We start from the raw sequence: 22,693 nt of genomic DNA, 5'->3' as shown, positions 1-22,693 counted from the left end.
CCACCCCCACTGCCGGCCCCCGGCCATCCAGAACCCTCCGGCCCCAGTGCGCAGCCTGCCCACTCCCGCTCCCGGCTTGCCGTCCGCTACCCCAGATACCGCTCCGCCACCACGTCCGGGTACTCCACCGGCCGTCCCCGCGCCACGGACCACGCCAGCCTCAGGTACTGCGCGTGCGTCCAGGCCAGCGGGGTCGCCGATGCGGTCGGCGTCCCGGGGCGTACGGCCGGGTACGGCGGGTTCCGGTCCCACACCTGCTCCGGCAGCAACCCCGTCTCCCCCGCGCACGCCGCCATGTCCCGCAGCCGCCCGGCCGCCGCGTCCCGGTCGCCGGCCAGTAGTTCGTATTCGCCGCGCTCGCCGGCGAAGATCGGCCACAACCGGCCGTACGTGCGGTGCAACTCGGGCCGGTTCACGTTCCACGGGCCGCCGTCGGCCTGTTCGCCGTAGCCGTCGCCGGAATACCGGTGCCAGTGCCGGCCCGACGGCGTCACCGTCGAGATCCGCTCGTCGACCACGGCCAGCGAGTTCACCACCACCGGGTCCTCCGGCGACCGTACCCCCAGCCGCACCAGCTCCAGGAAACCGGCGTCCACGACCGCTCGCTGGTCGGTCGGGTCCGGGTTGTTGTTGCCCAGGTTGTAGGTGGTTCCGGCGTCCGGGTCGCCGTCCTTGGTGAGCCGCACGAAGTACGGGCGCGGCGCGTACGGCCCGGTCGACGTGACCGTCCAGCCGTCGACCGCCGCGCGCCACCGGTCCGCCGCGTCCAGGAACCGGGCGGGGTCGCGTCCCGCGCGGCGCATCAGGTCGGCCAGGCACACCAGCCCGGCGATCACGGACGCGATCGTCGACGGCGAGTACCCGCTCTGCTCCTCCCACCGCTCCTGCTCGGTGTACGGCGAGGAGTACCCGTCCTTGGCGTAGGACAACAGGAAGTCCCCACCCCGCACCAGACTGTCCACAGTGACCACGTCATCCCGGTCGAGCAGCCAGGCCAGCAGCATCGGCGCGGCGGTCTCGTCGAGCTGGATCGACGTCCAGAACGGCTCCCCCGACACCTTCGTGTTCTGCGGCCAGTGCCCGTCCGGCTGCTGGATCCGCAGCAGGTAGTCCAGCGCCCGCTCAGCCGCCGCGCGATCCCCGGCGGCGAGCATCCCGGTCGCGATCTGGTACAGGTCCCGCGGCCACACCAGGTGGTAGGACCCGTACTCCGGCGCCACCGCCCGGTCGAACCCGAACGCCCACGGCATCGACGGCGACGCGATGAACGCCCCCGGGTTCCGCTTGTCCTCACTGCACGCCAGCGCCACCACGGACGTCAGGTAGATCCGCCGGTCGGCACCCTCCGGCGCCGCGGGCAGGCCACGCAGGTACTCCCGCCACCCCGCGGCGTACGCCGACGCGGCGGATCCGAAGCCCCGCGCCAGCGAACCGCGCGCCGCGCGCACCGCGGCGTCCCCGTCGGTCCCGAAACCCAGCGCGACCAGCTCGCGGGTCCGCGAAGTGCCGTCGAGCCGCAACCGCCCCAGCTGGACGACGTTGCCCGGCCCGGCCGTCGCGTAGCGCCGGTCCAGCCGTCCCCGGCCGGCCACCAGCTGGGTCCAGCCGTCGTTGACGCCCGCGTAGCCGACCGTCGACTCGCTGAACCCGCCACGGGCGAGGATGGCGCTGGCGGTGGAACCGTCGGACGCCACCAGCGCCCCGGCCTGCGGAAAGGCCCGGTCGGCGGTGCCCTCGCCGCCCAGCGCCGGATCGTGCAGCAGGTACACGCGCAACGGCCGCCGTGACCGGAACTCCACGTCGATCAGCACGGAGTCGCGGTCCGGGTCGGTGACGTACCGGGTGGTCAGCGTCCAGCCGGTGCCGCGCGCGGTCTGCCGGTACGCGGGCATCCCGGCGTCCGGCAGCTCGGTGCGGTGCTCGACGTCCGACACGCGCTCCACAAAGGACTCGCCGTCGGTGACCACGATCTGGGTCTCGCGGCTCGCCGGGGTGCTCAGGTCGGGGTGGTAGACCTCGGAGAGCCGCCCGTCCTGGAGGGTGAACCAGACCGGGCTGGCCGAGCGGGCCGTGCCGAACCCGAGCTTGTCCGCCGGGGTGAAGGTGGTGTCGGCACCCGGCCCGCCCGGCGCCGCACCGCCCTGGCCCGCGCTCGCGGGCACCGCCGGTGCCGCCACCGCCGTCGCCCCGACGAGCGCCGCCGCTCGCAGGAAATCCCGCCTCGAGGTAGTCATCGTGAACCTCCCACAACGTGATGCCCGGCCTGGGCAACATCTACCAGCGCCGCGGATCGCGGGAAAGGGGCCGGTCAGCCAAGCGGCGCGAGCAGGAGCGTGGCGAAGCCGAAGCAGTCCCGGTAGCCGCGCAGCCACCCGTCCCGGTGGGCGGCGGCGATGGCGAGCACGTCGGGCTGGTCGAGGCTGCGGGCGGCGAGTGAGCCGGTCCAGTTCCACTCGTAGTCGTCCAGCTCGTGGCGCGTGCTGAGGTGACCGTAGAGCGGCACCCAGCCGTCGGCGGTGATCGTGTCGACCGTGGTGGGGAGGTCCAGGAGGTCGCCGAGGGCCTCGACAGCGGCCGCGCTCGGTTCGCGCTCCCAGTACCCCTCGCCGACGACGACCCGCCCACCGGGCGCGAGAACCTTCCGGGCCGCCGCGAGGGCAGGCAGGAGGCCGCCGAAGGCGTGGGTAGCGCCGACACAGAGCACGACGTCGGCCGGCCGCTCGGGCGCGAAGCCGGCCGCGTCGGCCTGGTGGAGCGTGAGCCGCTCCGCGAGGCCGCGGCGCTCGGCCTCCCGGCGGGCGTGGCCGAGGGCAGGCTCGGAGACGTCCACGCCTTCCGCCGTGGCCCCGGGCGCCAGGGCGAGGGCGCGCAGCAGCCACTCGCCGCCACCGCACCCGAGGTCGAGAAGACGCTCGTCCCCGCGCGGCAGGGCCCGCTCCAGCAGGGCGCTCACCGAGGCGTCCCCGAGGGGCGCCGCGATGGGATGGTCGGCATGCGCGAGGCGCGAGATCAAGTCACGTTCCACGACGGCACCCTGCCCCGTGGCGGGATGGGGCGCACTCCAATTTCCGGCGATCGTCCGGGGGACCCGGCTCCGGCGGCACCCGATGACGGTGACAGAAGAACACCGCCCGGGGAACGCCGCCGGACGGAGCAACGGGTGCGCCCGTCCGGCGCCGCTTCGTGAAAAGGACCCGTGTGGGTGGGCCGAGTCACCCGGCGCCCGCCCCACAACGAGACAGGACGCCAGAACAGGCAGGCACCAGCCACCGAAAACGGTGGGCGCAGCAGGGTTCGAACCTGCGACCCCCTCCTTGTAAGGGAGGTGCTCTTCCGCTGAGCTATGCGCCCTCGAACCGGCGGCACCCCACACGAGGCGACGCCGGTGCGAGCATCACTGCGGCAGCTCGGCCACCGCTCGCTTCCAGGCGAGCTGGTCGCGCGGCTCACCCGGCTGGTTGACCTCGGCGTAGCGCACCACGCCGCTCTTGTCGATCAGGAAGGTGCCCCGGTTGGCCAGCCCGGCACCCTCGTTGAACACGCCGTACAGCTTGGCGACCTCACCGTGCGGCCAGAAGTCCGACAGCAGCGGGAACTGGTAGCCCTGCTGCTCGGCCCACGCCTTCAGCGAGAACGGTGTGTCGACCGACACACCGAGCACCTGGACGCCCTGGCCGTCGTACTCGGCGAACTCGTCGCGCAGCTGGCAGAGCTCGCCCTGGCAGATCCCGCTGAACGCGAACGGGTAGAAGACCAGCAGGACCGGCTTGTCGCCCTGGAACGACGACAGCGTCACCGGCTGTTTGTTGTAGTCGTTCAGGGTGAAATCCGGAGCAGCTGAACCGACCTCGACCGCCATCGAAGCACCTTTCGCATCGCCAACGTTGCACTTGCCGCACGCCCACCTTAGCGTGCGGCCGTTCAGCGCTGCTTCGACTTGGTCTTCGGCGGCACCAGCTTGGTCCCGGCCCAGTTCGGGCCGACGCTGATGTTCGACGTCTGCGCGAGCCCGACGGTGGGCACCGCCTCGGCGATCTCACTCGGCTGCACGTGCCCGGGCTGCCCGGTCTTGGGCGTCAGCACCCAGATGAAACCGTTCTCGTCGAGCGGCGACCGCGCGTCCATGATCGCGTCGACCAGGTCCCCGTCGTCCTCCCGCCACCAGAGCAGAACCACGTCGATGACCTCGTCGGCGTCCTCGTCGAGGAGATCGCCGCCGATATGTTCTTCGATCGCGGCACGCAGGTCGTCGTCGACGTCCTCGTCCCACCCGATCTCCTGAACCACCATGTCCGGCTTGATGCCAAGCCTCTCGGCGACGCTGCTGTACTCAGCGTCTCCAGCGGCGACCACTGCAGTCACTCCTCCAACTCACGACGCGGGCGGCACAGCGCCGCCGCGCTCGACATACGGATGGGTGTAGCGAACACGCCCGGAGCCTCCGGCGCAACCGTCCACACCGGATCTCTCTCAACTCGTAGCGCAGCGTAGGGCCTCGCCGGAGGTGTTCGCGACCGCAAAACGACCCTCGGCGGGACCCGTTCGGGCACACCTGGCCTAGGGTAGGCATAACGCGCGCGCGTGCGCGCGCGGACTTAGGTGAACGTTACCGCTCAGTAGCGATGACGGGAAGCCCGGACTAGACGACCATGACAGAGAGGGCACGGCCAGACTGAGGCATCCGTGCCCGCACGCGAAGTGACAACCGGCGAGGAGATCCCTTGGCCCCCCAGAACGACCAGGCCGCAGGCACCGGCGCCAGCACCGATCGGGCCCCGGCCCGGGTCCGCGTCATCCGTGACGGATTGGCGGCCCACCTGCCCGACATCGACCCCGAGGAGACAGCCGAATGGCTGGACTCGTTCGACGAGGCTCTCGCCCGGGGCGGCCAGCAGCGGGCTCGCTACCTGATGCTGCGGATCCTGGAACGCGCCCGCGAGCGCAACGTCGGTGTCCCGCCGCTGACCGCGACGGACTACGTCAACACCATCCCCACGGAGAACGAGCCGTGGTTCCCCGGCGACGAGGAGATCGAGCGCCGCTACCGGGCCTACATCCGCTGGAACGCGGCGATCATGGTGCACCGGGCGCAGCGCCCCGGCGTCAGCGTCGGTGGCCACATCTCCACCTACGCGTCGTCGGCGGCGCTCTACGAGGTCGGGTTCAACCACTTCTTCCGTGGCAAGGACCACTCCGGCGGCGGTGACCACGTCTTCATCCAGGGCCACGCCTCCCCGGGCATCTACGCCCGCGCCTACCTCGAGGGCCGGCTGTCCGAGCAGCAGCTCGACGGGTTCCGGCAGGAGCTGTCGCACGCGGGCGAGGGCGGCGGCCTGCCGTCGTACCCGCACCCGCGGCTGATGCCGTCGTTCTGGGAGTACCCGACGGTGTCGATGGGCCTGGGCCCGATGAACGCGATCTACCAGGCCCGGTTCAACCGGTACCTGCGCGACCGCGGCATCAAGGACACCTCCGACCAGCACGTGTGGGCGTTCCTCGGCGACGGCGAGATGGACGAGGCGGAGTCGCGGGGCCTCATCCACGTGGCCGCCGGGGAGGGCCTGGACAACCTGACCTTCGTGATCAACTGCAACCTGCAGCGGCTCGACGGCCCGGTGCGCGGCAACGGCAAGATCATCCAGGAGCTGGAGGCGTACTTCCGCGGCGCCGGCTGGAACGTGATCAAGGTCATCTGGGGCCGCGAGTGGGACGCGCTGCTGCACGCCGACCGCGACGGCGCGCTGGTCAACCTGATGAACGTCACCCCGGACGGTGACTTCCAGACCTACAAGGCCAACGACGGCGCCTACGTCCGCGAGCACTTCTTCGGCCGCGACCCGCGCACGAAGGACCTGGTCAAGGACCTGTCGGACGCCGACATCTGGAACCTCAAGCGCGGTGGCCACGACTACCGCAAGGTGTACGCGGCGTACAAGGCGGCGATGGAGCACCACGGCCAGCCGACGGTGATCCTGGCCCACACCATCAAGGGTTACGGCCTGGGCCCGGCGTTCGAGGGCCGCAACGCCACCCACCAGATGAAGAAGCTCACCCTCGACGACCTGAAGCTGTTCCGGGACGCGCAGCGCATCCCGATCAGCGACGAGGAGCTGGAGCGCGACCCGAAGCTGCCGCCGTACTACCACCCGGGCGCGAACTCGCCCGAGATCGAGTACATGCTGGGCCGCCGCAAGACCCTCGGCGGGTTCGTCCCGGAGCGGCGCAACCGGGCGAAGCCGCTGGTGCTTCCGGGCGACAAGGTGTACGAGGCCGTCCGCAAGGGCTCGGGCAAGCAGGAGGTCGCCACCACGATGGCGTTCGTCCGGCTGGTGCGCGAGCTGGCCAAGGACGGCGAGATCGGCAACCGGATCGTGCCGATCATCCCGGACGAGGCCCGCACGTTCGGCCTGGACTCGATGTTCCCGACGGCCAAGATCTACAACCCGCACGGGCAGACGTACACGTCGGTGGACGCCAACCTGATGCTGGCGTACAAGGAGTCCGAGCACGGCCAGCTGCTGCACGAGGGCATCAACGAGGCGGGGTCGACGTCGTCGTTCACGGCGGTGGGCACGTCCTACGCCACGCACGGCGAGCCGATGATCCCGATCTACATCTTCTACTCGATGTTCGGCTTCCAGCGCACCGGTGACGGCCTGTGGGCGGCCGCCGACCAGATGGCCCGCGGTTTCGTGCTGGGCGCCACCGCCGGGCGCACCACGCTGACCGGTGAGGGCCTGCAGCACGCCGACGGGCATTCGCTGCTGCTGGCGCACACGAACCCGGCCGTGGTGGCCTACGACCCGGCGTGGTCGTTCGAGATCGCCCACATCGTCAGGGACGGCCTGCGCCGCATGTACGGCGAGGGCGGCCCGGACGGCAACGGCGAGAACGTCTTCTACTACCTGACGATCTACAACGAGCCGTACCGGCAGCCCGCCGAGCCGGCGAACCTGGACGTCGAGGGCCTGCTCAAGGGCCTGTACCGGTACGCGGAGGCGCCGTCGGGCGACGGTCCGGAGGCGCAGATCCTGGTGTCCGGCGTGACGATGCCGGACGCGCTCAAGGCGCAGCAGATGCTGGCCGAGGAGTGGGGCGTGCGCGCCGCGGTGTGGTCGGCGACGTCGTGGTCGGAGCTGCGCCGCGAGGCGGTGGAGATCGACCGGGACAACCTGCTGCACCCGGGCGAGTCGCCGCGCGTGCCGTACGTGACGCAGGCGCTGTCCGGCGCGACCGGGCCGGTCGTGGCGGTGTCGGACTGGATGCGCGCGGTGCCCGACCTGATCCGCCCGTGGGTGCCGACCGACATGGTCACCCTGGGCACCGACGGGTTCGGCTTCTCCGACACGCGTCCGGCGGCGCGGCGGTTCTTCCTGGTCGACGCCGAGTCGATCACGGTCGCCACGCTGGCCGCGCTCGCCAAGCGCGGTGAGGTGCCGCAGGACAAGGTGGCCGAGGCCGCGCGGAAGTACCGGATCGACGACGTGTCGGCCGCCGGTCCGCAGCTGACCGACGCCGGGAACGCCTGATCTGTCCGTTCACCGTGGAGGTCATCCCCGTCGCGGGGGTGGCCTCCACGGTTGTGTGCGCGAGGATGGTCCGATGACGCGACGCCGCCTGCCCAGGCCCAGTGAGCTGCAGCAGATCCTGCGACCCAAGCCGGTGAAGCTGAACCCGACCGACCGGCGCCTGTCCAACGCCCACACCATCGCCGACCTGCGCACCATCGCCCGCAAACGGACGCCGCGGGCGGTGTTCGACTACACCGACGGCGCCGCGGAGCTGGAGGACAGCCTGCGCCGCGCCCGGCAGGCGTTCCGCGGCGTGGAGTTCCACCCCAACGTGCTGCGCGGGGTGTCCGATGTGGACACGAGTGTGACGGTGCTGGGCGAGCACTCGGCGCTGCCGTTCGCCTTCGCGCCGACCGGGTTCACGCGGATGATGCACCACGAGGGCGAACGGGCGGTGGTCCGGGTGGCGCAACGGGAACGCATCCCGTACGCGCTGTCGACGATGGGCACCACGTCGATCGAGGACGTGGCGAAGGCCGCACCGCACGCGCGGAAGTGGTTCCAGCTCTACGTGTGGCGCGATCACGCGGCGGGCGCGGAGCTGATGCGGCGGGCGGAGGAAAGCGGTTACGACACGCTGCTGCTGACGGTGGACACCCCGGTGGGCGGCGCGCGGATGCGGGACGTGCGCAACGGCCTGACCATCCCGCCGACGCTGACGCTGCGCACGTTCCTCGACGGCGCGATGCACCCGGCGTGGTGGTTCAACCTGCTCACCACGGAGCCGCTGGAGTTCGCGTCGTTCGGTTCGTGGGACGGCACGGTCGCGGAGCTGATCAACAGCCTGTTCGACCCGACGCTGAGCTTCGACGACCTGGCCTGGGTGCGGGAGACGTGGCGGGGCAAGCTGGTCGTGAAGGGCATCCAGAACCCGGACGACGCGCGGGACGTGGTGAAGTACGGCGCGGACGCGGTGGTGCTGTCCAACCACGGCGGCCGCCAGCTGGACCGAGCACCCACCCCGCTGGAACTCCTGACCCCCACACTGGACACGATCGGCGACGACGCGGAAGTCTGGGTGGACACCGGAATCCTGTCCGGGGGCGACATCGTGGCCGCGATGGCCCGCGGCGCGTCGATGTGCCTGATCGGCCGCGCATACCTCTACGGCCTGATGGCCGGGGGCGAGCGGGGAGTCCAGCGGTGCGTGGACATCCTGCGACAGGAGATCATCCGCACGATGCAGCTGCTGGGCGTACGCACGATCAGCGACCTACAACCAACCCACGCCACCCTGCGCTAAACAACGAAACCGCCACCCGGCACTGAAAGCCCCCACGGCCCACGAGCCGCCCCTCTCCCGCAACCCGATCCCCAGCCACATCGGTTGCCGAGCAGCGGGGTCAAGGTACTCTTTCCAGCCTTGACGCCGCTTCTCGGCAACCGAACACTGAAAGATCGGGTCCGGGAGGGGCAAATCCGGGCGTAGCGAAGCGAAGCCGGCGCTTCCAGCCCTGCAGCGCAAACCCAACTTTGCGCACCACCCGCACGATCATCGTCCCGATGGCGGCCCCAGCAGTACGTCGAGATTCAAGTATTCGCTCAGTAGATGCTTGAGGTGCGGCCCCTCAATGAGTTGGATCCGTCCGTGACGAGCAACGAAATCGTGCGATGCTTTGCCAAAACGTGAAGTAGTGACCAGCACGCCTCGACTCGCGCGCTTGTCATCCATCACTCCGGCAAGCGCACGGACGGCATCTGGTTCAACAGTCCCCTTGTACCTCTTCGCTTGAATAACGCACACCCCACCCATGATCGGGTCTTCGTTGACAGCGATCGCATCGAGCCCGTCATCACGGGATGCCTGTGTAACCCAGGATTTCATCCCCATTGCCTCGAAGAGCTGTTTGACGAGAACCTCGAACTCGAAGGGCTTCATCTCCAAGAGCACCGGACGACCACCCAGGCCCGCTGCCACGTCATGGGCGTCCACCAGCCGATACTTCGACAAGTCCGGATCGAATATCGGTCGCACTGCCTCAAGGTCCCACGGGTGGGGCGACACGAGCGCGTTGAAGTACTTAAGGCATTCAGCGGGATCAAGTTCGGTGAGGACGAGTTCCTCAAACTGTTTGCGAGTCGCAGAAACGCTTACCAGGCATGGGCGCTCGGGTTTACCGGTAGCTCTGTTACGCGTCGACACATGCGCGTTGACAGCCACCTCGTCCACGAGCTCACTCGGCCGGACTTCAAACACGTCGCGCATGGTCCTCAGGACGATCTGCGCAACCAGGTTCGCGTAAGCCTGCTTGATCTCCTTCACAAGCCGCGGCTTTGCGACGATCTCGTCTCGCGACTTGACATACGTGTATTCACGGTTCTGAGGAATCACGTCGACCCCGGGCAACTCCCGGATCATGAGCAACTTCTTCGAATCCGGCTGGTAGGCGACTTCGACGTCGACTGGCAGGTCGGCCGGCAACGGCGACCGTTCTATCAGCAACTCGAAATAGTCCTCGACCGCCTCCGGCAGTCCTGCCATCACTCGTTTCTCCAGGTCGTCTACCTGGGCGTTGTGTTGTTCCACTTCTTGTCGGCGAGATTCCTCACCCTGGCGATGCCGCGCCTCGGCAGCTGCCAGCGCAGTGAGACGTTCGTGCTCGCTATGCTGATAAAGCGCCATGTCGCGGGCGAAACTGGCCTTGGCCTGCTCGATTGCTCTGTTGTGAGTTCCCTTGAACAAACGGCCCACACCCGAAGGAGGCGGCGGCGCATACCGCTCCCATCGCGGTTGCCGCGCGGGGGTGGCGAGAGCGGACGGGGCTTCGAACGGCCGCGGCCTGAACGACCTGCGCATTTGGCGGAATGAAAACACTCCTCGATGACGAAGACCGTCCACCAGCACTCGGCCGAGTTCATTCATCCGGTCCTGTGCGGCGACGGTGTAGGCCGCCGCTTCGTCCTGTTGCTGCTTGACATGCAATTCCCGCTGTTCGCGGGCTTCCTGCGCCAATGCTCGTTCCCGAGCGCGGGCCGCCTGTTCGGCTTCCTTCGCCGCCTGCTTGAGCTGCCGCTGCCTTTCTCGCTCCTGCAACATCTGCTGATGCTGGAGCTCGGCGAAGAAACCACGTTTGCGTGCCACAGCACACCCCCACAACCCACCGATTCGACAAGCGACCGTATCCCAGATACAGCTTGATTGACGATGCGCCGAATCGGCGATCTTTCCACGTCAGCCGGACCCCATCTCGATCAGTGAAACGCCCCACTTGACCACACCCCGGCAGGACCGGACCATTCCTCCCCACGTCCAGCGGAACCCAACTTCCGCGATGTGGAATCGAGGTCGGCCATGTTCGTGCAGGAACTCGCCCCGCTGGCCGGGTCGCTCGGCCTGTCCGCGCTGGTCGCGGCGCTCCCCCTGGCCACCGTGCTCGTCCTGCTCGGCGTGGTCCGCATGAAGGCCCACCAGGCCGGCCTGATCGGCCTGGCCGTCGCCCTGATCGTCGCCGTCACGATCTTCGGCATGCCGATCGGCCAGGCCGTCTCCAGCGGCTTCCAGGGCGCCGCGTTCGGGCTGTTCCCCATCATGTGGATCGTCGTCAACGCGCTGTGGATCTACCGGATCACCGTGCGCACCGGGCACTTCGACGTGCTCCGGCGGTCGTTCGGCCGGGTCTCCGACGATCCGCGCATCCAGGCGCTGATCATCGCCTTCTGCTTCGGCGCGCTGATGGAGGCGCTGGCCGGGTTCGGGGCGCCGGTCGCGATCAGCTCGGTGATGCTCGTGGCGCTCGGGTTCACCCCGGTGCGCGCGGCGGTCGTCGCGCTGGTCGCCAACACCGCGCCGGTCGCGTTCGGCGCCATGGGCACCCCGGTCGTCACCCTCGCGCAGGTCACCGGGCTGCCGCTGGACACCGTCTCCTCGATCGTCGGCCGTCAGACGCCGATCCTCGCGGTGTTCGTGCCACTGCTGCTGGTCTTCATCGTCGACGGGCGCCGCGGGCTGCGGGAAACCTGGCTGCCCGCGCTGGTGTGCGGCGCGGCGTTCGGGGTGGTGCAGTTCGCCGCCGCCAACTACGTCTCCGCCCAGCTGGCCGACATCGGCGCCGCGCTCGCCGGCGCGGCGGCCCTGGTCGCGCTGCCTGCCGCCCGGAAGCCGGCCCGCGCGGAGGTCCGGACCGCCGTGCTGACCGGCGTCGCCACCGAGACGCTGGACCGGCCGGAGGACCGCGGCGAGGTCGTCCGCGCCTACCTGCCGTACGGGCTGATCATCGTGATCTTCTCGATCGGCCAGCTGCCGCCGGTCAAGCGGCTGCTCGACGCGGCCACCTGGAAGTTCGACTGGCCCGCGCTGTCGGTGGCGAACTCGGCGGGCAAGCCGGTCTCCGGGAACACGTTCTCGCTGCCGTTCCTGAGCACCGGCGGCACGCTCGTGCTGATCGCGGGCGTCCTGACCGCGGTGTTCCTGCGGGTCCGGGCGCGCGACGCGGTGCGCGAGTGGGGCGGCACGGTGCACGAGCTGCGGTTCGCGATCCTGACCGTGACGAGCGTGCTCGCCCTGGCCTACGTGATGAACCTGTCCGGCCAGGCCACCACGATCGGCTACTTCATCGCCGGCGCGGGCGCGGGGCTGGCGTTCCTGTCGCCCGTGCTCGGGTGGTTCGGCGTGGCGGTCTCGGGCTCGGACACCTCGGCCAACGCCCTGTTCGGCGCGCTCCAGGTGACGGCGGCGCACCAGGCCGGGCTGTCGCCCGAGCTGCTCGCCGCGGCCAACTCCTCGGGCGGCGTGCTGGGCAAGATGATCTCGCCGCAGAACCTCAGCATCGCGTGCGCGGCGGCGATGCTGCCCGGCGAGGAGGGCACGCTGTTGCGCAAGGTGCTGCCGTGGAGCCTGGGGCTGCTGCTCGTGATGTGCCTGATCGTGGTGGCGCAGGCGAGCTTCCTCAGCGGGATGCTGCCGTGAGTTCCGGGCGGCGGACGGCGGCGCGGTGCCAGCTCCACCAGCCGTGCACGACCAGGACGGCGAACACGAGGTAGACCGCCGCGGAGAAGTACAGGCCCGAGGAGATCTGCAGCGGTACGCCGATCGCGTCCACGACCAGCCACACCAGCCAGAACTCGACCAGACCGCGGCCCTGCGCGGCGAAGGCGACCAGCGTGCCGATGAAGATCGCCGCGTCCGGCCACGGCGCCCAGGACGCGTGCAGCGCGTCGAGCACGAGCGCCATCGCCACCGTGCCCGCCCCGAACGCCCCGGCCATCACCAGCCGTTCCACGGCGCGGCCGCGGCGCACGACCACCCCGTACACCGGGTCGCGGCGCCGGGTCCAGGCCCACCAGCCGTACACCGAGATCAGCAGGATCGCGACTTGCCGGGCCGCGAGCCCGCCCAGGTGTGCGGAAGCGTAGACGGCGAACAGCAGCACCGTCGCGCCGACCTGCACCGGCCAGGTCCACAGGGTGCGCCGCTGCGCCAGGAAGACCACGGCGAGCGCGCACAGTTGGCCGATCAGCTCCGCGATGGAGATCCACTGCCCGAAAACGGACAAACCGTGCTGCAACAGAACGTGCATGGCGCCTCCCGTCTGCCGCAACAACCTGCCACATCCGGCACTGATTCCCTCACCCGCAGTGAGCCCCGCTACACCGGTCGAAAATTACTTGCACGATCGAGTGAGAAGACTGGCGGAAAAATATCCACAAGGTCCATAGTGGACCTACCGGTGGGGACCGGGGAGATGAGGCCGCCCGGCGCTGCGAGAACCGCGTGCGCCGGGCGGCCTCGCGTTTACCGGGCAGCCGGTTAGAGTCGGTTCACGATGACCCAAACCAACAGCAGACGGCCGGCCAAGCACCACGGCCTCTCGGCGAAGACGCTGCGCAGGCTGGAGCGCGCCTCCGGACGCCTCGCCTCGGCCAGCGTCGCCGCGATGGAGCAGCGGCTGCCGTGGTTCGGGCGTCTGCCCGCCGAGCAGCGGGCGAGCATCCTGCTGATCACCCAGACCGGCGCGGCCGGGTTCGTCGACTGGCTGCGCGACTCGCAGGAGGCGCTCAAGCTCACCACCGAGGCCTTCCGCGGCGCCCCGGAGGACCTGTCGCGGTGGATCAGCCTGCGGCAGGCCGTCGGGCTGGTGCGGCTGGCGATCGAGGTGTTCGAGGAGCAGCTGCCGGAATTCGCCGCCACCGAGGCCGAGCACGCCGCGCTCATCGAGGGCATCCTCCGGTACGGCCGGGAGATCGCCTTCGCGACGGCCAACTCCTACGCCGCGGCCGCCGAGGCCCGGGGTGCGTGGGACGCCCGGCTGGAGGCGCTGGTCGTGGACGGCATCGTCCGCGGCGACGCCGAGGAGGCGGTGCTGTCGCGGGCGGCGGCGCTGGGGTGGGAGCCGTCGGCGATGGCGACCGTGCTGGCCGGCCGTCCGCCCTCGGACGATCCGCCGAGCGTGGTGTTCGAGGTGCGGCGCCTGGCCGCGCGCCTGGGGCGGCCGGTGCTGCTGAGCGTCCAGGGGTCGCGGCTGATCGTCGTGGCCGGCGGGCCGACCGAGGGAGACGCCAAGCAGAAGGAGGTGCTCGGCAAGCTGGCCGGCGCGTTCGGCGAGGGGCCGGTGGTGGCCGGGCCGACGGTGGGCAGCCTGGCCGAGGCGCACCGCAGCGCGGCGGAAGCGCTGTCCGGGTTGCGTGCGGTGGTGGGCTGGCCGGGGGCGCCGCGCCCGGTGCGGTCGTCCGACCTGTTGCCCGAGCGCGCGTTGTCCGGCGACGCCGAGGCCGAGCGGCTGCTGATCGAGGAGATCGCGCAGCCGCTGGAGGCCGCGGGCCCGACGATGCTGCAGACGGTGGACGAGTACCTGGAGTCCGGCGGCGTGCTGGAGACGTGCGCGAAGAAGCTGTTCGTGCACCCCAACACGGTGCGCTACCGCCTGCGCAGGGCGGCCGAGCTGACCGGCCGGAACGCCACCGAGCCGCGGGACGCGCCGCGGCCGCGGGTGGCACTGACGGTGGGCCGGCTGGCCCGAGCACGCGGCCTCTGGTGACGTTCACACGCAACCGACGACCACGGCAGCTCCCAGGGCGCCAGCTCACACAACCTCCGGTGATGTTGCACGTAGCCGACGACCGCGGCAGCCGACAGGGCGCCAGCTCGCGCGGCCAGTCCCCCGTCAACGCCCGCGAGTCCCACGTTCAGGAACGCGAGTCCCACGCTCGTGCGCGCGAGATCCACGTCCGGGCCCCGCGAGCCTGCCCTGGGTGACCGGTCTCACTTCCGCCCTGCCCGGAACCGACAACACATCAGAGCTGGAAGACGGCCTACGGGCGCCATTTTTGTAGGGCCTCTACAAGATCGCCGCTCCGACTTGGTGAACGGCGGCATCCCGGGCCCGCCGGGGGAGCATGTTCCCTTAGAGGCGTGACAGCAGTGCTCGCTCCCGGACAGGGCTCCCAAGCGCCCGGCATGTTCTCCCCCTGGCTCGACCTCGACGGCGCCCGCGAGAAGCTCGCGCGCTGGTCCGAGCGCACCGGGCTCGACCTGGTCCACCTCGGGACCGAGGCCGACGCCGAGACCATCCAGGACACCGCGATCACGCAGCCGCTGATCGTCGCGCTCTCGCTGCTGGCCTTCGACTCCCTCGGCGACGTCCCGGGCGACACCCCGGTCGCCGGCCACTCGGTCGGCGAGCTGGCGGCCGCCGCGGCGGCCGCTGTGCTCACCGCCGAGGACGCCGTGGCGCTGGCCGCCGTCCGCGGCGCCGAGATGGCCAAGGCCTGCGCGATCGAGCCGACGTCCATGGCGGCCGTCATGCTGGGCGACCCGGACGAGGTCGTCGCCTGGCTGGAGGGCCACGGCCTGACCGCGGCGAACCGCAACGGCGCCGGTCAGATCGTCGCGTCCGGGGCCAAGGACGCCATCGAGCGCATCGTCGCCGAGCCGCTCGAGGGCACGAAGGTCCGGCCGCTGAAGGTCGCCGGCGCCTTCCACACCTCCTACATGGCCCCCGCCGAGGAGGCCCTGCGCGCGCACGCCGCGTCGATCACGCCGAAGGACCCGGTCCGCCCGCTGCTGTCCAACGCCGACGGCACCGTGGTCACCAGCGGCGCCGAGTACCTGGAGCGGCTGATCAAGCAGGTCACCCGCCCGGTCCGCTGGGACCTCACCATGGACGGCCTGGTCGAGCTGGGCGTCACGGCGACGGTCGAGCTGCCGCCCGCGGGCACCCTGACCGGCCTGGTCAAGCGCCAGCTCAAGGGCACGGTCACCCAGACCGTCGCGTTGAAGACCCCCGCCGACCTGCCCGCCGCGAAGGAGATCCTGTGAGCCCGGTGTTGCGCCAGAAGCAGGGTCCGGCCGCCACCCGCATCCTGGGCGTCGGCAGCTACCAGCCGGACCGGGTCGTCACCAACGACGACCTGTCGCAGATCATGGACACCAACGACCAGTGGATCCGCGACCGGGTCGGCATCATCGAGCGCCGCTTCGCCGAGAAGGACGAGCTGCTGGTCGACATGGCGGTCAAGGCGGGCAACGCCGCGCTCGCCGACGCGGGCCTGCAGCCGTCCGAAGTGGACACCGTGATCGTGCCGAACTGCACGATGCCCGCGCCCATCCCGAACGCGGCCGGCCAGGTCGCCGACCGGATCGGGGTGAAGGCGGCCGGCGCGTTCGACCTCAACGCCGCGTGCGCCGGGTTCTGCTACGGCCTGGGTGTCGCCTCCGACCTGATCCGCGCCGGCTCGGCGGGCAAGGTGCTGGTGATCGGGGCGGAGAAGCTGACCGACGTGGTCGACCCGGTGGACCGGGCCAACGCGATCATCTTCGCCGACGGCGCGGGCGCCGCGGTGGTCGGCCCGTCCGACGAGCCGGGCATCGGGCCGGTGTCGTGGGGCAGCGCGGGCGATCTGGTCGACACCATCTACATGCGCGACCACAAGTACATCTACCAGGAGGGCCAGTCGGTCTTCCGGTGGGCGACCACGCAGATCGCGCCGATCGCGCTGAAGGCGGTCGAGCTGGCCGGGCTGGAGCCATCGGACATCGACGTGCTCATCCCGCACCAGGCGAACCTGCGGATCGTCGACGCGATCGCCAAGCGGCTGAAGGCCAAGGGCGCGCGGGAGGACCTCGTCGTCGCCGACGACATCAAGTTCTCGGGCAACACCTCGTCCGCGTCGATCCCGATGGCGCTGGACCACATGCGGAAAGCGGGCACCGTCAAATCGGGTGACGTCGTGCTGATGGTTGGATTCGGCGCGGGCCTGTCCTACGCCGGACAGGTCGTCATCTGCCCGTGATACCACTATCGCCGGCAGGCGCGGAGCCTGCCGGTATCAACCACCAGAAGGGAACAACCATCGTGGCGGACAAGCAGGAGATCCTCAGCGGCCTCGCGGAGATCGTCGAGGAGGTCGCGGGTGTCGCGCAGGACGACGTGAGCCTGGAGAAGTCCTTCGTCGACGACCTGGACATCGACTCGCTGTCGATGGTGGAGATCGCGGTGCAGGCCGAGGACAAGTTCGGGGTCAAGATCCCGGACGACGAGCTGGCCAACCTGAAGACCGTCGGCGACGCGGTGGACTACGTCGCCGCGAACGCCAAGTAAGCACGAGCTGAATTCTTCGTCTGAACCTCGGGGAGACTCCTCATGAGCAACATCGACGTCGTGATCACCGGGATCGGCGCGACGACGCCACTCGGCGGGGACGTCGCGTCCACGTGGGAGGGCTTGCTCGCCGGCCGCAGCGGCATCCGGCGGATCGAGGCCGACTGGGTCGAGAAGTTCGACCTGCCGGTCAAGATCGGCGCCACGCTCGCCGAGGATCCGGCGGAGAAGTTGCCGCGCGTGCAGGCGCGCCGGCTGGACCGGTGTGAGCAGATCGCGCTCATCGCGGCCCGGCAGGCGTGGGCCGACGCCGGTTTCGAGCAGCCCAGCGAGGAGCACACCGACGTCGACCCGGACCGGCTCGGCGTGTCCATCGGCACCGGCATCGGCGGGCCGCTGACGCTGCTGGCGATGGACGACCTGCTCGAGCAGGAGGGTCTGCGGAAGGTCTCGCCGCTGACCGTGCCGATGCTGATGCCGAACGGGCCTGCCGCGCACGTCGGCATCGACCTCAAGGCCAGGGCGGGGGTGCACTCGCCGGCGTCGGCGTGTGCCTCCGGTGCCGAGGGCATCGCCAACGGCTACCAGATGATCCAGAACGGGCGGGCCGACGTCGTGGTGGCGGGTGGTGCGGAGTCCTGCATCCACCCGATCACCGTGGCCGGTTTCGCGCAGGCCCGGACGGTGTCGACGCGCAACGACGAGCCGGAGCGCGCGTCACGCCCGTTCGACGCCGACCGGGACGGGTTCGTGCTCGGCGAGGGCGCCGGGGTGGTCGTGCTGGAGCGGGCCGACCGCGCGAAGGCCCGCGGCGCGCGGATCTACGGGCGGCTGGCCGGGTACGGCATCACCTCGGACGCGCACCACATCACCGGCAACCACCCGGAGGGAATCGGGCAGATCGCCGCGATGGCGAACGCGATGACCATGGCGGGCCTCACGTCGGCCGAGGTGGGGCACGTGAACGCCCACGCGACGTCCACGGTGGTCGGCGACATCGGCGAGGCCGCGGCGATCCGCAAGGCCGTGGGTGAGCACCCGGTGGTGACGGCGCCGAAGTCGGCGCTGGGGCACCTGGTCGGTGGCGCGGGGGCGGTCGAGGGCATCCTCACGCTGCTGTCGGTGTACCACGGGCTGGTGCCGCCGACGCTGAACTTGGAGAACCTGGACCCGAAGGTCGGGCTGGACGTGGTGGCCGGCGAGCCGCGGAAGGTCGAGTTGACCGCGGCGCTGAGCAACTCGTTCGGTTTCGGCGGCCACAACACGGCGCTGCTGTTCACCGGCGTGTGAGTTCGTTTTTGCGGGGACCCCGGCCGTGGGTGGCCGGGGTTCTTTGCATTTTCGTGCCGGTTCGTGGACTCTGCCTCGGCAGGAGTAGCTGCTCTCGCCCGGGGGCGGTCGGACGGCTCTGGGGTGCCCAGGGGGCGGTACCGCCCGGCCCTTCTGTGGGAGGCAGCCGCTTTTCCTGAAGTAGCCGGGCGTCAGTTGCCGCGCCGGCGGGTTCTGCCCAGGGGTGGCCACTCTCGCGCCGGCGTCGGCCAAGCTCCACCCGGGCGCCTCAACGCCGGGCAGGCAGCAGCCGCGCCCTTGGTACGGAAGCAGCCGCTTGTCCTTGAACAGCCAGGCGTCAGTCCCCGCGCCGCCGGGTCCTCCCCAGGGGGACCACCCTCGCGCCAGCGCCAGCCAGCTCCACCCGGGCGCCCACAGTCGGCCAGGCACCAGCCCATCCGTCGCCCGCGCTCTTTGTACGGAAGCAACCGCGCTCCCTGAAGCAGCCGGGCGCCAGTCGCCCCGCCGCGGAGCCCCCAGGGGTGACCACTCTCGCGCCACGCGCTAGCCAAGCTCCATTCGGTCGCCTCGAAGCCGGGCAGGCATCAGCCGGGCGTCCCGTCAGCAGCGGGACAGTTCGGGTGTGGTGGAGCCGGTCACGGTGTCCACCTTCCAGGCGCCGGACTCCAGGGCGAGCGGGAGCACGAGCCGCCAGTGCACGCAGGGTTCCGGGAGCTCGGCCGGGGCGTCCTTGACGTCCTGGGTGCTGGTGAAGCCGACCAGGGCGCGGAGTTCGTCGTCGGTGACCGGGTCGATCCGGTAGACGAGGATGCTGCCGTCCTTCGTGGTGCGGTAGTCGTTGAGCCAGGTGCTCTTCGGTTTGGCCTGGACGCGTTCCCGCGTGACGGCCGTTTTCCACAGCTCGTAGTCGCGGTTGTTGATCGAGTCGAAGTAGGTCTGCAGCAGCCCGCGGACCGTGGCGTTCTGCGGGTGCGCGGCGGCGTCCGGGGTGAGCTCGACGATGCCCGGGCCGGGTTGCTCGGCCAGCGGCCGGGCGGGCGAGGTCTGAGCGAGGATCGCGTCCGGGGCGGCTTCGGGCAGCCGGTACAGCTCGCGGGCCAGGAGACCGCCGCCGACCATGATCGACACCACGACGATGACGACGGGCACCAGCCATCGCGGCGGTGCTGCGGGAGGCGCCGGCATGGCTGTCACATCGGCAGCGTAGTAGCGATCGTTACCGAGTGCTGTCCCGCATCGGTGGCTGCCGGTTGGGGTTGGGCCGTTCCGGTGAACGGACTGAGCCGACCCGGCGGTTGGCCTCCGGGCTTGGCTGCTGCGAGTGGTCACGTCACGGGTGGATGAACGGACCATTCATCACCGCACGACTGGACACTTGGTGGCGGCGAAGGCATGAACGGACCATTCACCGCCGCGCGGCTGGGCACCTCGCGGCCGACAAGGCATGAACGGTCCATTCATCGCTCCACGACTGGGCACCTCGTGGCGGCGAAGGCATGAACGGTCCATTCATCACCGCGCGGCTGGACACCTGGTGGCGGGGAACGCATGAACGGACCATTCACCGCCGCGCGGCTGGGCACCTCGCGGCCGACAAGGCATGAACGGTCCATTCATCGCTCCACGACTGGGCACCTCGTGGCGGCGAAGGCATGAACGGACCATTCATCACCACGCGGCTGGACACCTCGTGAGCGCCGAGACATGAACGGTCCATTCATCGCTGCGCGGCTGGGCACCTCGCGGCCGACAAGGCATGAATGGTCCATTCATCGCCACACGACTGGCCACCTGGTGGCGGCGAAGGCATGAATGGTCCATTCATCGCCACACGACTGGCCACCTGGTGGCGGCGAAGGCATGAATGGACCATTCACCACCGCACCGTTGGGCATCTCGTGCGCCAGCGAGGTGTCCACTCACGGCCCCACGAGTGGGCACCTCGCGGCGGGCAAGGCATGAATGGACATTCATCGCCGCGCCTGGTGCCTCGGGGGCGCCAAGGCATGAACGGTCCATTCATCGGCGCACGACTGGGCACCTCGGGCGCACCAAGGCGTGAACGGTCCATTCCTGGGCCCGCGGCTGGGCACCTCGCGCCCTAGCGAACGGTCAGCACCACCGGAAACCCGAAACCCGGAAACCCGGCCCGGAAACCCCGAACCCCGGCAACTCACCCCACCCGATGCAGCCAGGTAACCGGCGCCCCATCCCCCGCGTGCCGGAACGGCTCCAGCGCCTCGTCCCAGCTCGAGGCCAGCAGCTCGTCCAGTTTGTGCGCCAGCTGCTCCCCCGCGCGGCACGTCGCGACCAGCGTGCGCAGCTGGTCCTCGCCCACGACGATGTCCCCGTTGGCGCTCGTGCGGCCGCGCCACAGCCCCAGCCCGGGCACGTAGCAGAACCGCTCGCCATCCACACCGGCGCTCGGCTCTTCGGTCACCTCGAAGCGCAGCATCGGCCACGCCTTCAGACCGGCCGCCAGCTTGGCGCCGGTTCCGGCGGGCGCGCTCCACGTGCACTCGGCGCGGAGCTGCCCTGGAGCGGCGGGTTGCGCCGTCCACTTCAGATCCACCCGGGTACCGAGGGTGCCCGAAATCGCCCACTCGACGTGCGGGCACACCGCAGACGGCGACGAGTGGACGTAAACCACGCCACGGGTGCTCACTGCTGACCTCCGCTACTCGACGAGGGGCGTCTTCCCCTACGACCTCGCGAGCCTCGGCGCGCCTGCCGTCAAACAACCTTGACGTGACTGCTTATATTGTGCACCCCGGCAGTGGCACTTCGCCACAGGAACCTCAGATGTCGCAGCACCACCACCGCGCGGAGGCCGCCATCACGGCCCCGCGAGCGCCCCCACCGCGGCAACAGTGTCCACCAGCCCGGCCCCCTTGTCGAAGCTCGAACCGCCCTCGTACGGCGCACCATCACGGTACTTGTACGCCGTCGACTTGATCGCGGTCTCGATGTCGCCCGGCGTGGCACCCGGCCGGGCCTGGAACAGCTGCGCCACGATCCCGGTGATCTGCGGCGCCGCCATCGACGTCCCGCTGATCACGTTGTAGGTGCCCAGATCCAGCGGCCCCGGGCCGTTCGACGGCTGCAACCCGGTCGCGCAGATCACCAGGTACGGGCGGCACGCCGACAGGATGTTCTCACCGGGCGCGGACACGTCCGGCCACGTCGACGGGTCCGTGGCGAGCCCGCGCGAGGAGTAGTCCGACACCGTGCCGTCGCGGGTGCCGGTGCCCTGGTCGTTGTACGAGGCCACGGAGATCACACCCGGCGTCGGGTCCTTGCCCGGCGGGTTCGACAGGTCCGCCGAACCGTCCCCGCCGTCGTTGCCGTTCGCCCACACCGTCACGACCCCCTCGGCCGCCAGGGCGCGCTGCAGCTTCACCGTCGCCGACTGCGGGTCGAACTCGCCGCCGCCGCTCGGGCCGTAGGAGTTGTTGATCACCTTGATCGGCGGGCACACCGTGGCGGGCACCCCGGCGCCGCACGGCGCGGCGTGGTTCTCCAGCACCCAGTTCAGCGCGGCGTCCGTACCCAGCACCAGGATCGCCAGGCCGGTCGAGATCGACACGATCTTCGCGCCCGGCGCCGACCCGCCCACGGACGATCCGCCGGCCAGCGTGTACGGCGCGCCCGCCGCGATCCCGGCGACGTGGGTGCCGTGCCCACCGAGCGCGGTCGCGTCGGTGTCGAGCGAGGTGGGCACGTCGACGATGCACGAGGTGGTGGTGCCGCCGAGGCACAGGCTCTTGAGGTTGCGCACGACCCGGGTCGAGCCGTCGGCGCCGCGGAAGGCGGGGTGCGTCGGGTCGATGCCGGTGTCGATGATCGCCACCGACACCCCACGCCCGTCCAGCGGAGCGCCGTCCGCGCCGGTGAGGGTCGTGCGTGCTTCGGCGCTGCGGGTGGCCGGCGTGCCGGACGAGCCGAACGCGACGAGCGGGTCGTTGTTCTCCACGTAGCTGACCCCGGCCGCCTTGCGGACCGCGGCGACCTGCGCGGCGGTGCCCGTCGCGGCCACGACGCCGATGCGCGGGAACCGGGTGATCTCCCGCATCCCGGCCGCCTGGACAGCCCGCGCGGCGGTGCCCGCGTCCGCCGCGTGCACCAGCGTGGTGAGCGGAGTCGGCCCGCTCGCGGTGGCGAGCACCCGGCCCAGCGTGTCCGACACGGGCGCGAGCGGGGCCTGGGCGTTCGCCGCGGGGACGGCGCCGGCGAGCGGGACGACGAGAGCGGCGACGAAGGTCGTCGCCCACCGGACGGAGCGCCATCTCATCGGGA

17 protein-coding genes and 1 tRNA gene are annotated in these 22,693 nt (G+C 70.5%); 8 read left to right on the top strand and 10 right to left on the bottom strand.

Annotated features, from left to right (window positions below; all coding sequences use genetic code 11):
- Positions 1 to 86: 86 nt before the first annotated feature.
- The 5 genes from D0D15_RS20475 to D0D15_RS20455 all read right to left on the bottom strand — a co-directional run bounded on the left by D0D15_RS20475 (position 87) and on the right by D0D15_RS20455 (position 4,353).
- Positions 87 to 2,234 carry a glycoside hydrolase family 15 protein gene (locus D0D15_RS20475; RefSeq protein ID WP_094004283.1) on the bottom strand — a complete coding sequence of 716 codons (2,148 nt, stop codon included), beginning with the start codon at positions 2,232 to 2,234 and terminating at the stop codon, positions 87 to 89.
- Between the two features lie 74 nt (positions 2,235 to 2,308).
- On the bottom strand, positions 2,309 to 3,025 hold the full coding sequence (locus D0D15_RS20470) for an SAM-dependent methyltransferase (protein ID WP_158224400.1): 717 nt from the start codon (positions 3,023 to 3,025) through the stop codon (positions 2,309 to 2,311).
- 254 nt (positions 3,026 to 3,279) lie between these two features.
- Positions 3,280 to 3,351, bottom strand: a tRNA-Val gene (locus D0D15_RS20465).
- A 43-nt stretch (positions 3,352 to 3,394) separates the two neighbouring features.
- The gene (locus D0D15_RS20460; RefSeq protein ID WP_094004281.1) at positions 3,395 to 3,859 is read right to left on the bottom strand and encodes a peroxiredoxin; all 465 of its coding nucleotides are present in this window, start codon (positions 3,857 to 3,859) and stop codon (positions 3,395 to 3,397) included.
- 62 nt (positions 3,860 to 3,921) lie between these two features.
- Positions 3,922 to 4,353 (bottom strand): DUF3052 domain-containing protein, encoded by a 432-nt coding sequence (locus D0D15_RS20455; RefSeq protein WP_094004280.1) that lies wholly within the window; start codon positions 4,351 to 4,353, stop codon positions 3,922 to 3,924.
- Between the two features lie 368 nt (positions 4,354 to 4,721).
- Here D0D15_RS20455 and aceE point away from each other — a divergent pair, with 368 nt between their 5' ends.
- Positions 4,722 to 7,529: a pyruvate dehydrogenase (acetyl-transferring), homodimeric type gene (gene aceE / locus D0D15_RS20450; protein ID WP_094004279.1), complete on the top strand. Its 2,808-nt coding sequence runs from the start codon at positions 4,722 to 4,724 to the stop codon at positions 7,527 to 7,529.
- Positions 7,530 to 7,602: 73 nt separating this feature from the next.
- Positions 7,603 to 8,814 carry an alpha-hydroxy acid oxidase gene (locus tag D0D15_RS20445; protein ID WP_094004278.1) on the top strand — a complete coding sequence of 404 codons (1,212 nt, stop codon included), beginning with the start codon at positions 7,603 to 7,605 and terminating at the stop codon, positions 8,812 to 8,814.
- Between the two features lie 249 nt (positions 8,815 to 9,063).
- On the opposite strand, the gene D0D15_RS37115 is transcribed toward D0D15_RS20445, so the two are convergent.
- On the bottom strand, positions 9,064 to 10,653 hold the full coding sequence (locus tag D0D15_RS37115) for a restriction endonuclease (protein ID WP_233157124.1): 1,590 nt from the start codon (positions 10,651 to 10,653) through the stop codon (positions 9,064 to 9,066).
- Positions 10,654 to 10,863: 210 nt separating this feature from the next.
- Between D0D15_RS37115 and D0D15_RS20430 the strand changes: the two genes are divergently transcribed.
- Positions 10,864 to 12,477, top strand: a complete 1,614-nt coding sequence (locus tag D0D15_RS20430) for an L-lactate permease (RefSeq protein WP_094004276.1) — start codon at positions 10,864 to 10,866, stop codon at positions 12,475 to 12,477.
- Here D0D15_RS20430 and D0D15_RS20425 read toward each other — a convergent pair.
- Positions 12,458 to 13,087 (bottom strand): nicotinamide mononucleotide transporter family protein, encoded by a 630-nt coding sequence (locus D0D15_RS20425; RefSeq protein WP_094004275.1) that lies wholly within the window; start codon positions 13,085 to 13,087, stop codon positions 12,458 to 12,460. The genes D0D15_RS20430 and D0D15_RS20425 overlap by 20 nt on opposite strands.
- A gap of 246 nt (positions 13,088 to 13,333) precedes the next feature.
- Here D0D15_RS20425 and D0D15_RS20420 point away from each other — a divergent pair, with 246 nt between their 5' ends.
- From D0D15_RS20420 to D0D15_RS20400, 5 genes are all read left to right on the top strand, one after another.
- The gene (locus D0D15_RS20420) at positions 13,334 to 14,545 is read left to right on the top strand and encodes a PucR family transcriptional regulator (protein WP_115944665.1); all 1,212 of its coding nucleotides are present in this window, start codon (positions 13,334 to 13,336) and stop codon (positions 14,543 to 14,545) included.
- A gap of 374 nt (positions 14,546 to 14,919) precedes the next feature.
- Complete coding sequence (locus D0D15_RS20415) at positions 14,920 to 15,825, top strand: ACP S-malonyltransferase (RefSeq protein WP_162830616.1); 906 nt, start codon at positions 14,920 to 14,922, stop codon at positions 15,823 to 15,825.
- Entirely contained in the window at positions 15,822 to 16,799 is a 978-nt protein-coding gene (locus D0D15_RS20410; RefSeq protein WP_094004272.1) for a beta-ketoacyl-ACP synthase III, read from the top strand. The genes D0D15_RS20415 and D0D15_RS20410 overlap by 4 nt, the downstream gene beginning before the upstream one ends.
- A gap of 62 nt (positions 16,800 to 16,861) precedes the next feature.
- Positions 16,862 to 17,107, top strand: coding sequence for an acyl carrier protein (locus D0D15_RS20405; protein ID WP_017984121.1), 246 nt, complete (start codon positions 16,862 to 16,864; stop codon positions 17,105 to 17,107).
- A gap of 42 nt (positions 17,108 to 17,149) precedes the next feature.
- Entirely contained in the window at positions 17,150 to 18,397 is a 1,248-nt protein-coding gene (locus D0D15_RS20400; protein WP_094004271.1) for a beta-ketoacyl-[acyl-carrier-protein] synthase family protein, read from the top strand.
- Between the two features lie 600 nt (positions 18,398 to 18,997).
- Here D0D15_RS20400 and D0D15_RS20395 read toward each other — a convergent pair.
- The 3 genes from D0D15_RS20395 to D0D15_RS20385 all read right to left on the bottom strand — a co-directional run bounded on the left by D0D15_RS20395 (position 18,998) and on the right by D0D15_RS20385 (position 22,688).
- The gene (locus D0D15_RS20395; protein ID WP_233157125.1) at positions 18,998 to 19,582 is read right to left on the bottom strand and encodes a hypothetical protein; all 585 of its coding nucleotides are present in this window, start codon (positions 19,580 to 19,582) and stop codon (positions 18,998 to 19,000) included.
- 988 nt (positions 19,583 to 20,570) lie between these two features.
- On the bottom strand, positions 20,571 to 21,062 hold the full coding sequence (locus D0D15_RS20390; RefSeq protein ID WP_027934727.1) for a DUF3145 domain-containing protein: 492 nt from the start codon (positions 21,060 to 21,062) through the stop codon (positions 20,571 to 20,573).
- Positions 21,063 to 21,233: 171 nt separating this feature from the next.
- Complete coding sequence (locus D0D15_RS20385; RefSeq protein ID WP_115944663.1) at positions 21,234 to 22,688, bottom strand: S8 family serine peptidase; 1,455 nt, start codon at positions 22,686 to 22,688, stop codon at positions 21,234 to 21,236.
- Between the last annotated feature and the right edge of the window lie 5 nt (positions 22,689 to 22,693).

The organism is Amycolatopsis thermalba, assembly GCF_003385215.1.
GTDB classification, from domain to species: domain Bacteria; phylum Actinomycetota; class Actinomycetes; order Mycobacteriales; family Pseudonocardiaceae; genus Amycolatopsis_E; species Amycolatopsis_E thermalba.
Note: the sequence above shows the minus strand (reverse complement) of the source record. Positions and strands in the feature narration are given on the sequence as shown.

What these genes read in the sequence shown, in the direction of transcription:
- D0D15_RS20460 (WP_094004281.1), bottom strand. Translation starts at nt 3,859, where the DNA reads ATGGCGGTCGAGGTCGGTTCAGCTGCTCCGGATTTCACCCTGAACGAC.
- D0D15_RS20385 (WP_115944663.1), bottom strand. Translation starts at nt 22,688, where the DNA reads ATGAGATGGCGCTCCGTCCGGTGGGCGACGACCTTCGTCGCCGCTCTC.
- D0D15_RS20395 (WP_233157125.1), bottom strand. Translation starts at nt 19,582, where the DNA reads ATGCCGGCGCCTCCCGCAGCACCGCCGCGATGGCTGGTGCCCGTCGTC.
- D0D15_RS20425 (WP_094004275.1), bottom strand. Translation starts at nt 13,087, where the DNA reads ATGCACGTTCTGTTGCAGCACGGTTTGTCCGTTTTCGGGCAGTGGATC.
- D0D15_RS20445 (WP_094004278.1), top strand. Translation starts at nt 7,603, where the DNA reads ATGACGCGACGCCGCCTGCCCAGGCCCAGTGAGCTGCAGCAGATCCTG.
- D0D15_RS20420 (WP_115944665.1), top strand. Translation starts at nt 13,334, where the DNA reads ATGACCCAAACCAACAGCAGACGGCCGGCCAAGCACCACGGCCTCTCG.
- D0D15_RS20475 (WP_094004283.1), bottom strand. Translation starts at nt 2,234, where the DNA reads ATGACTACCTCGAGGCGGGATTTCCTGCGAGCGGCGGCGCTCGTCGGG.
- D0D15_RS20400 (WP_094004271.1), top strand. Translation starts at nt 17,150, where the DNA reads ATGAGCAACATCGACGTCGTGATCACCGGGATCGGCGCGACGACGCCA.
- D0D15_RS20430 (WP_094004276.1), top strand. Translation starts at nt 10,864, where the DNA reads ATGTTCGTGCAGGAACTCGCCCCGCTGGCCGGGTCGCTCGGCCTGTCC.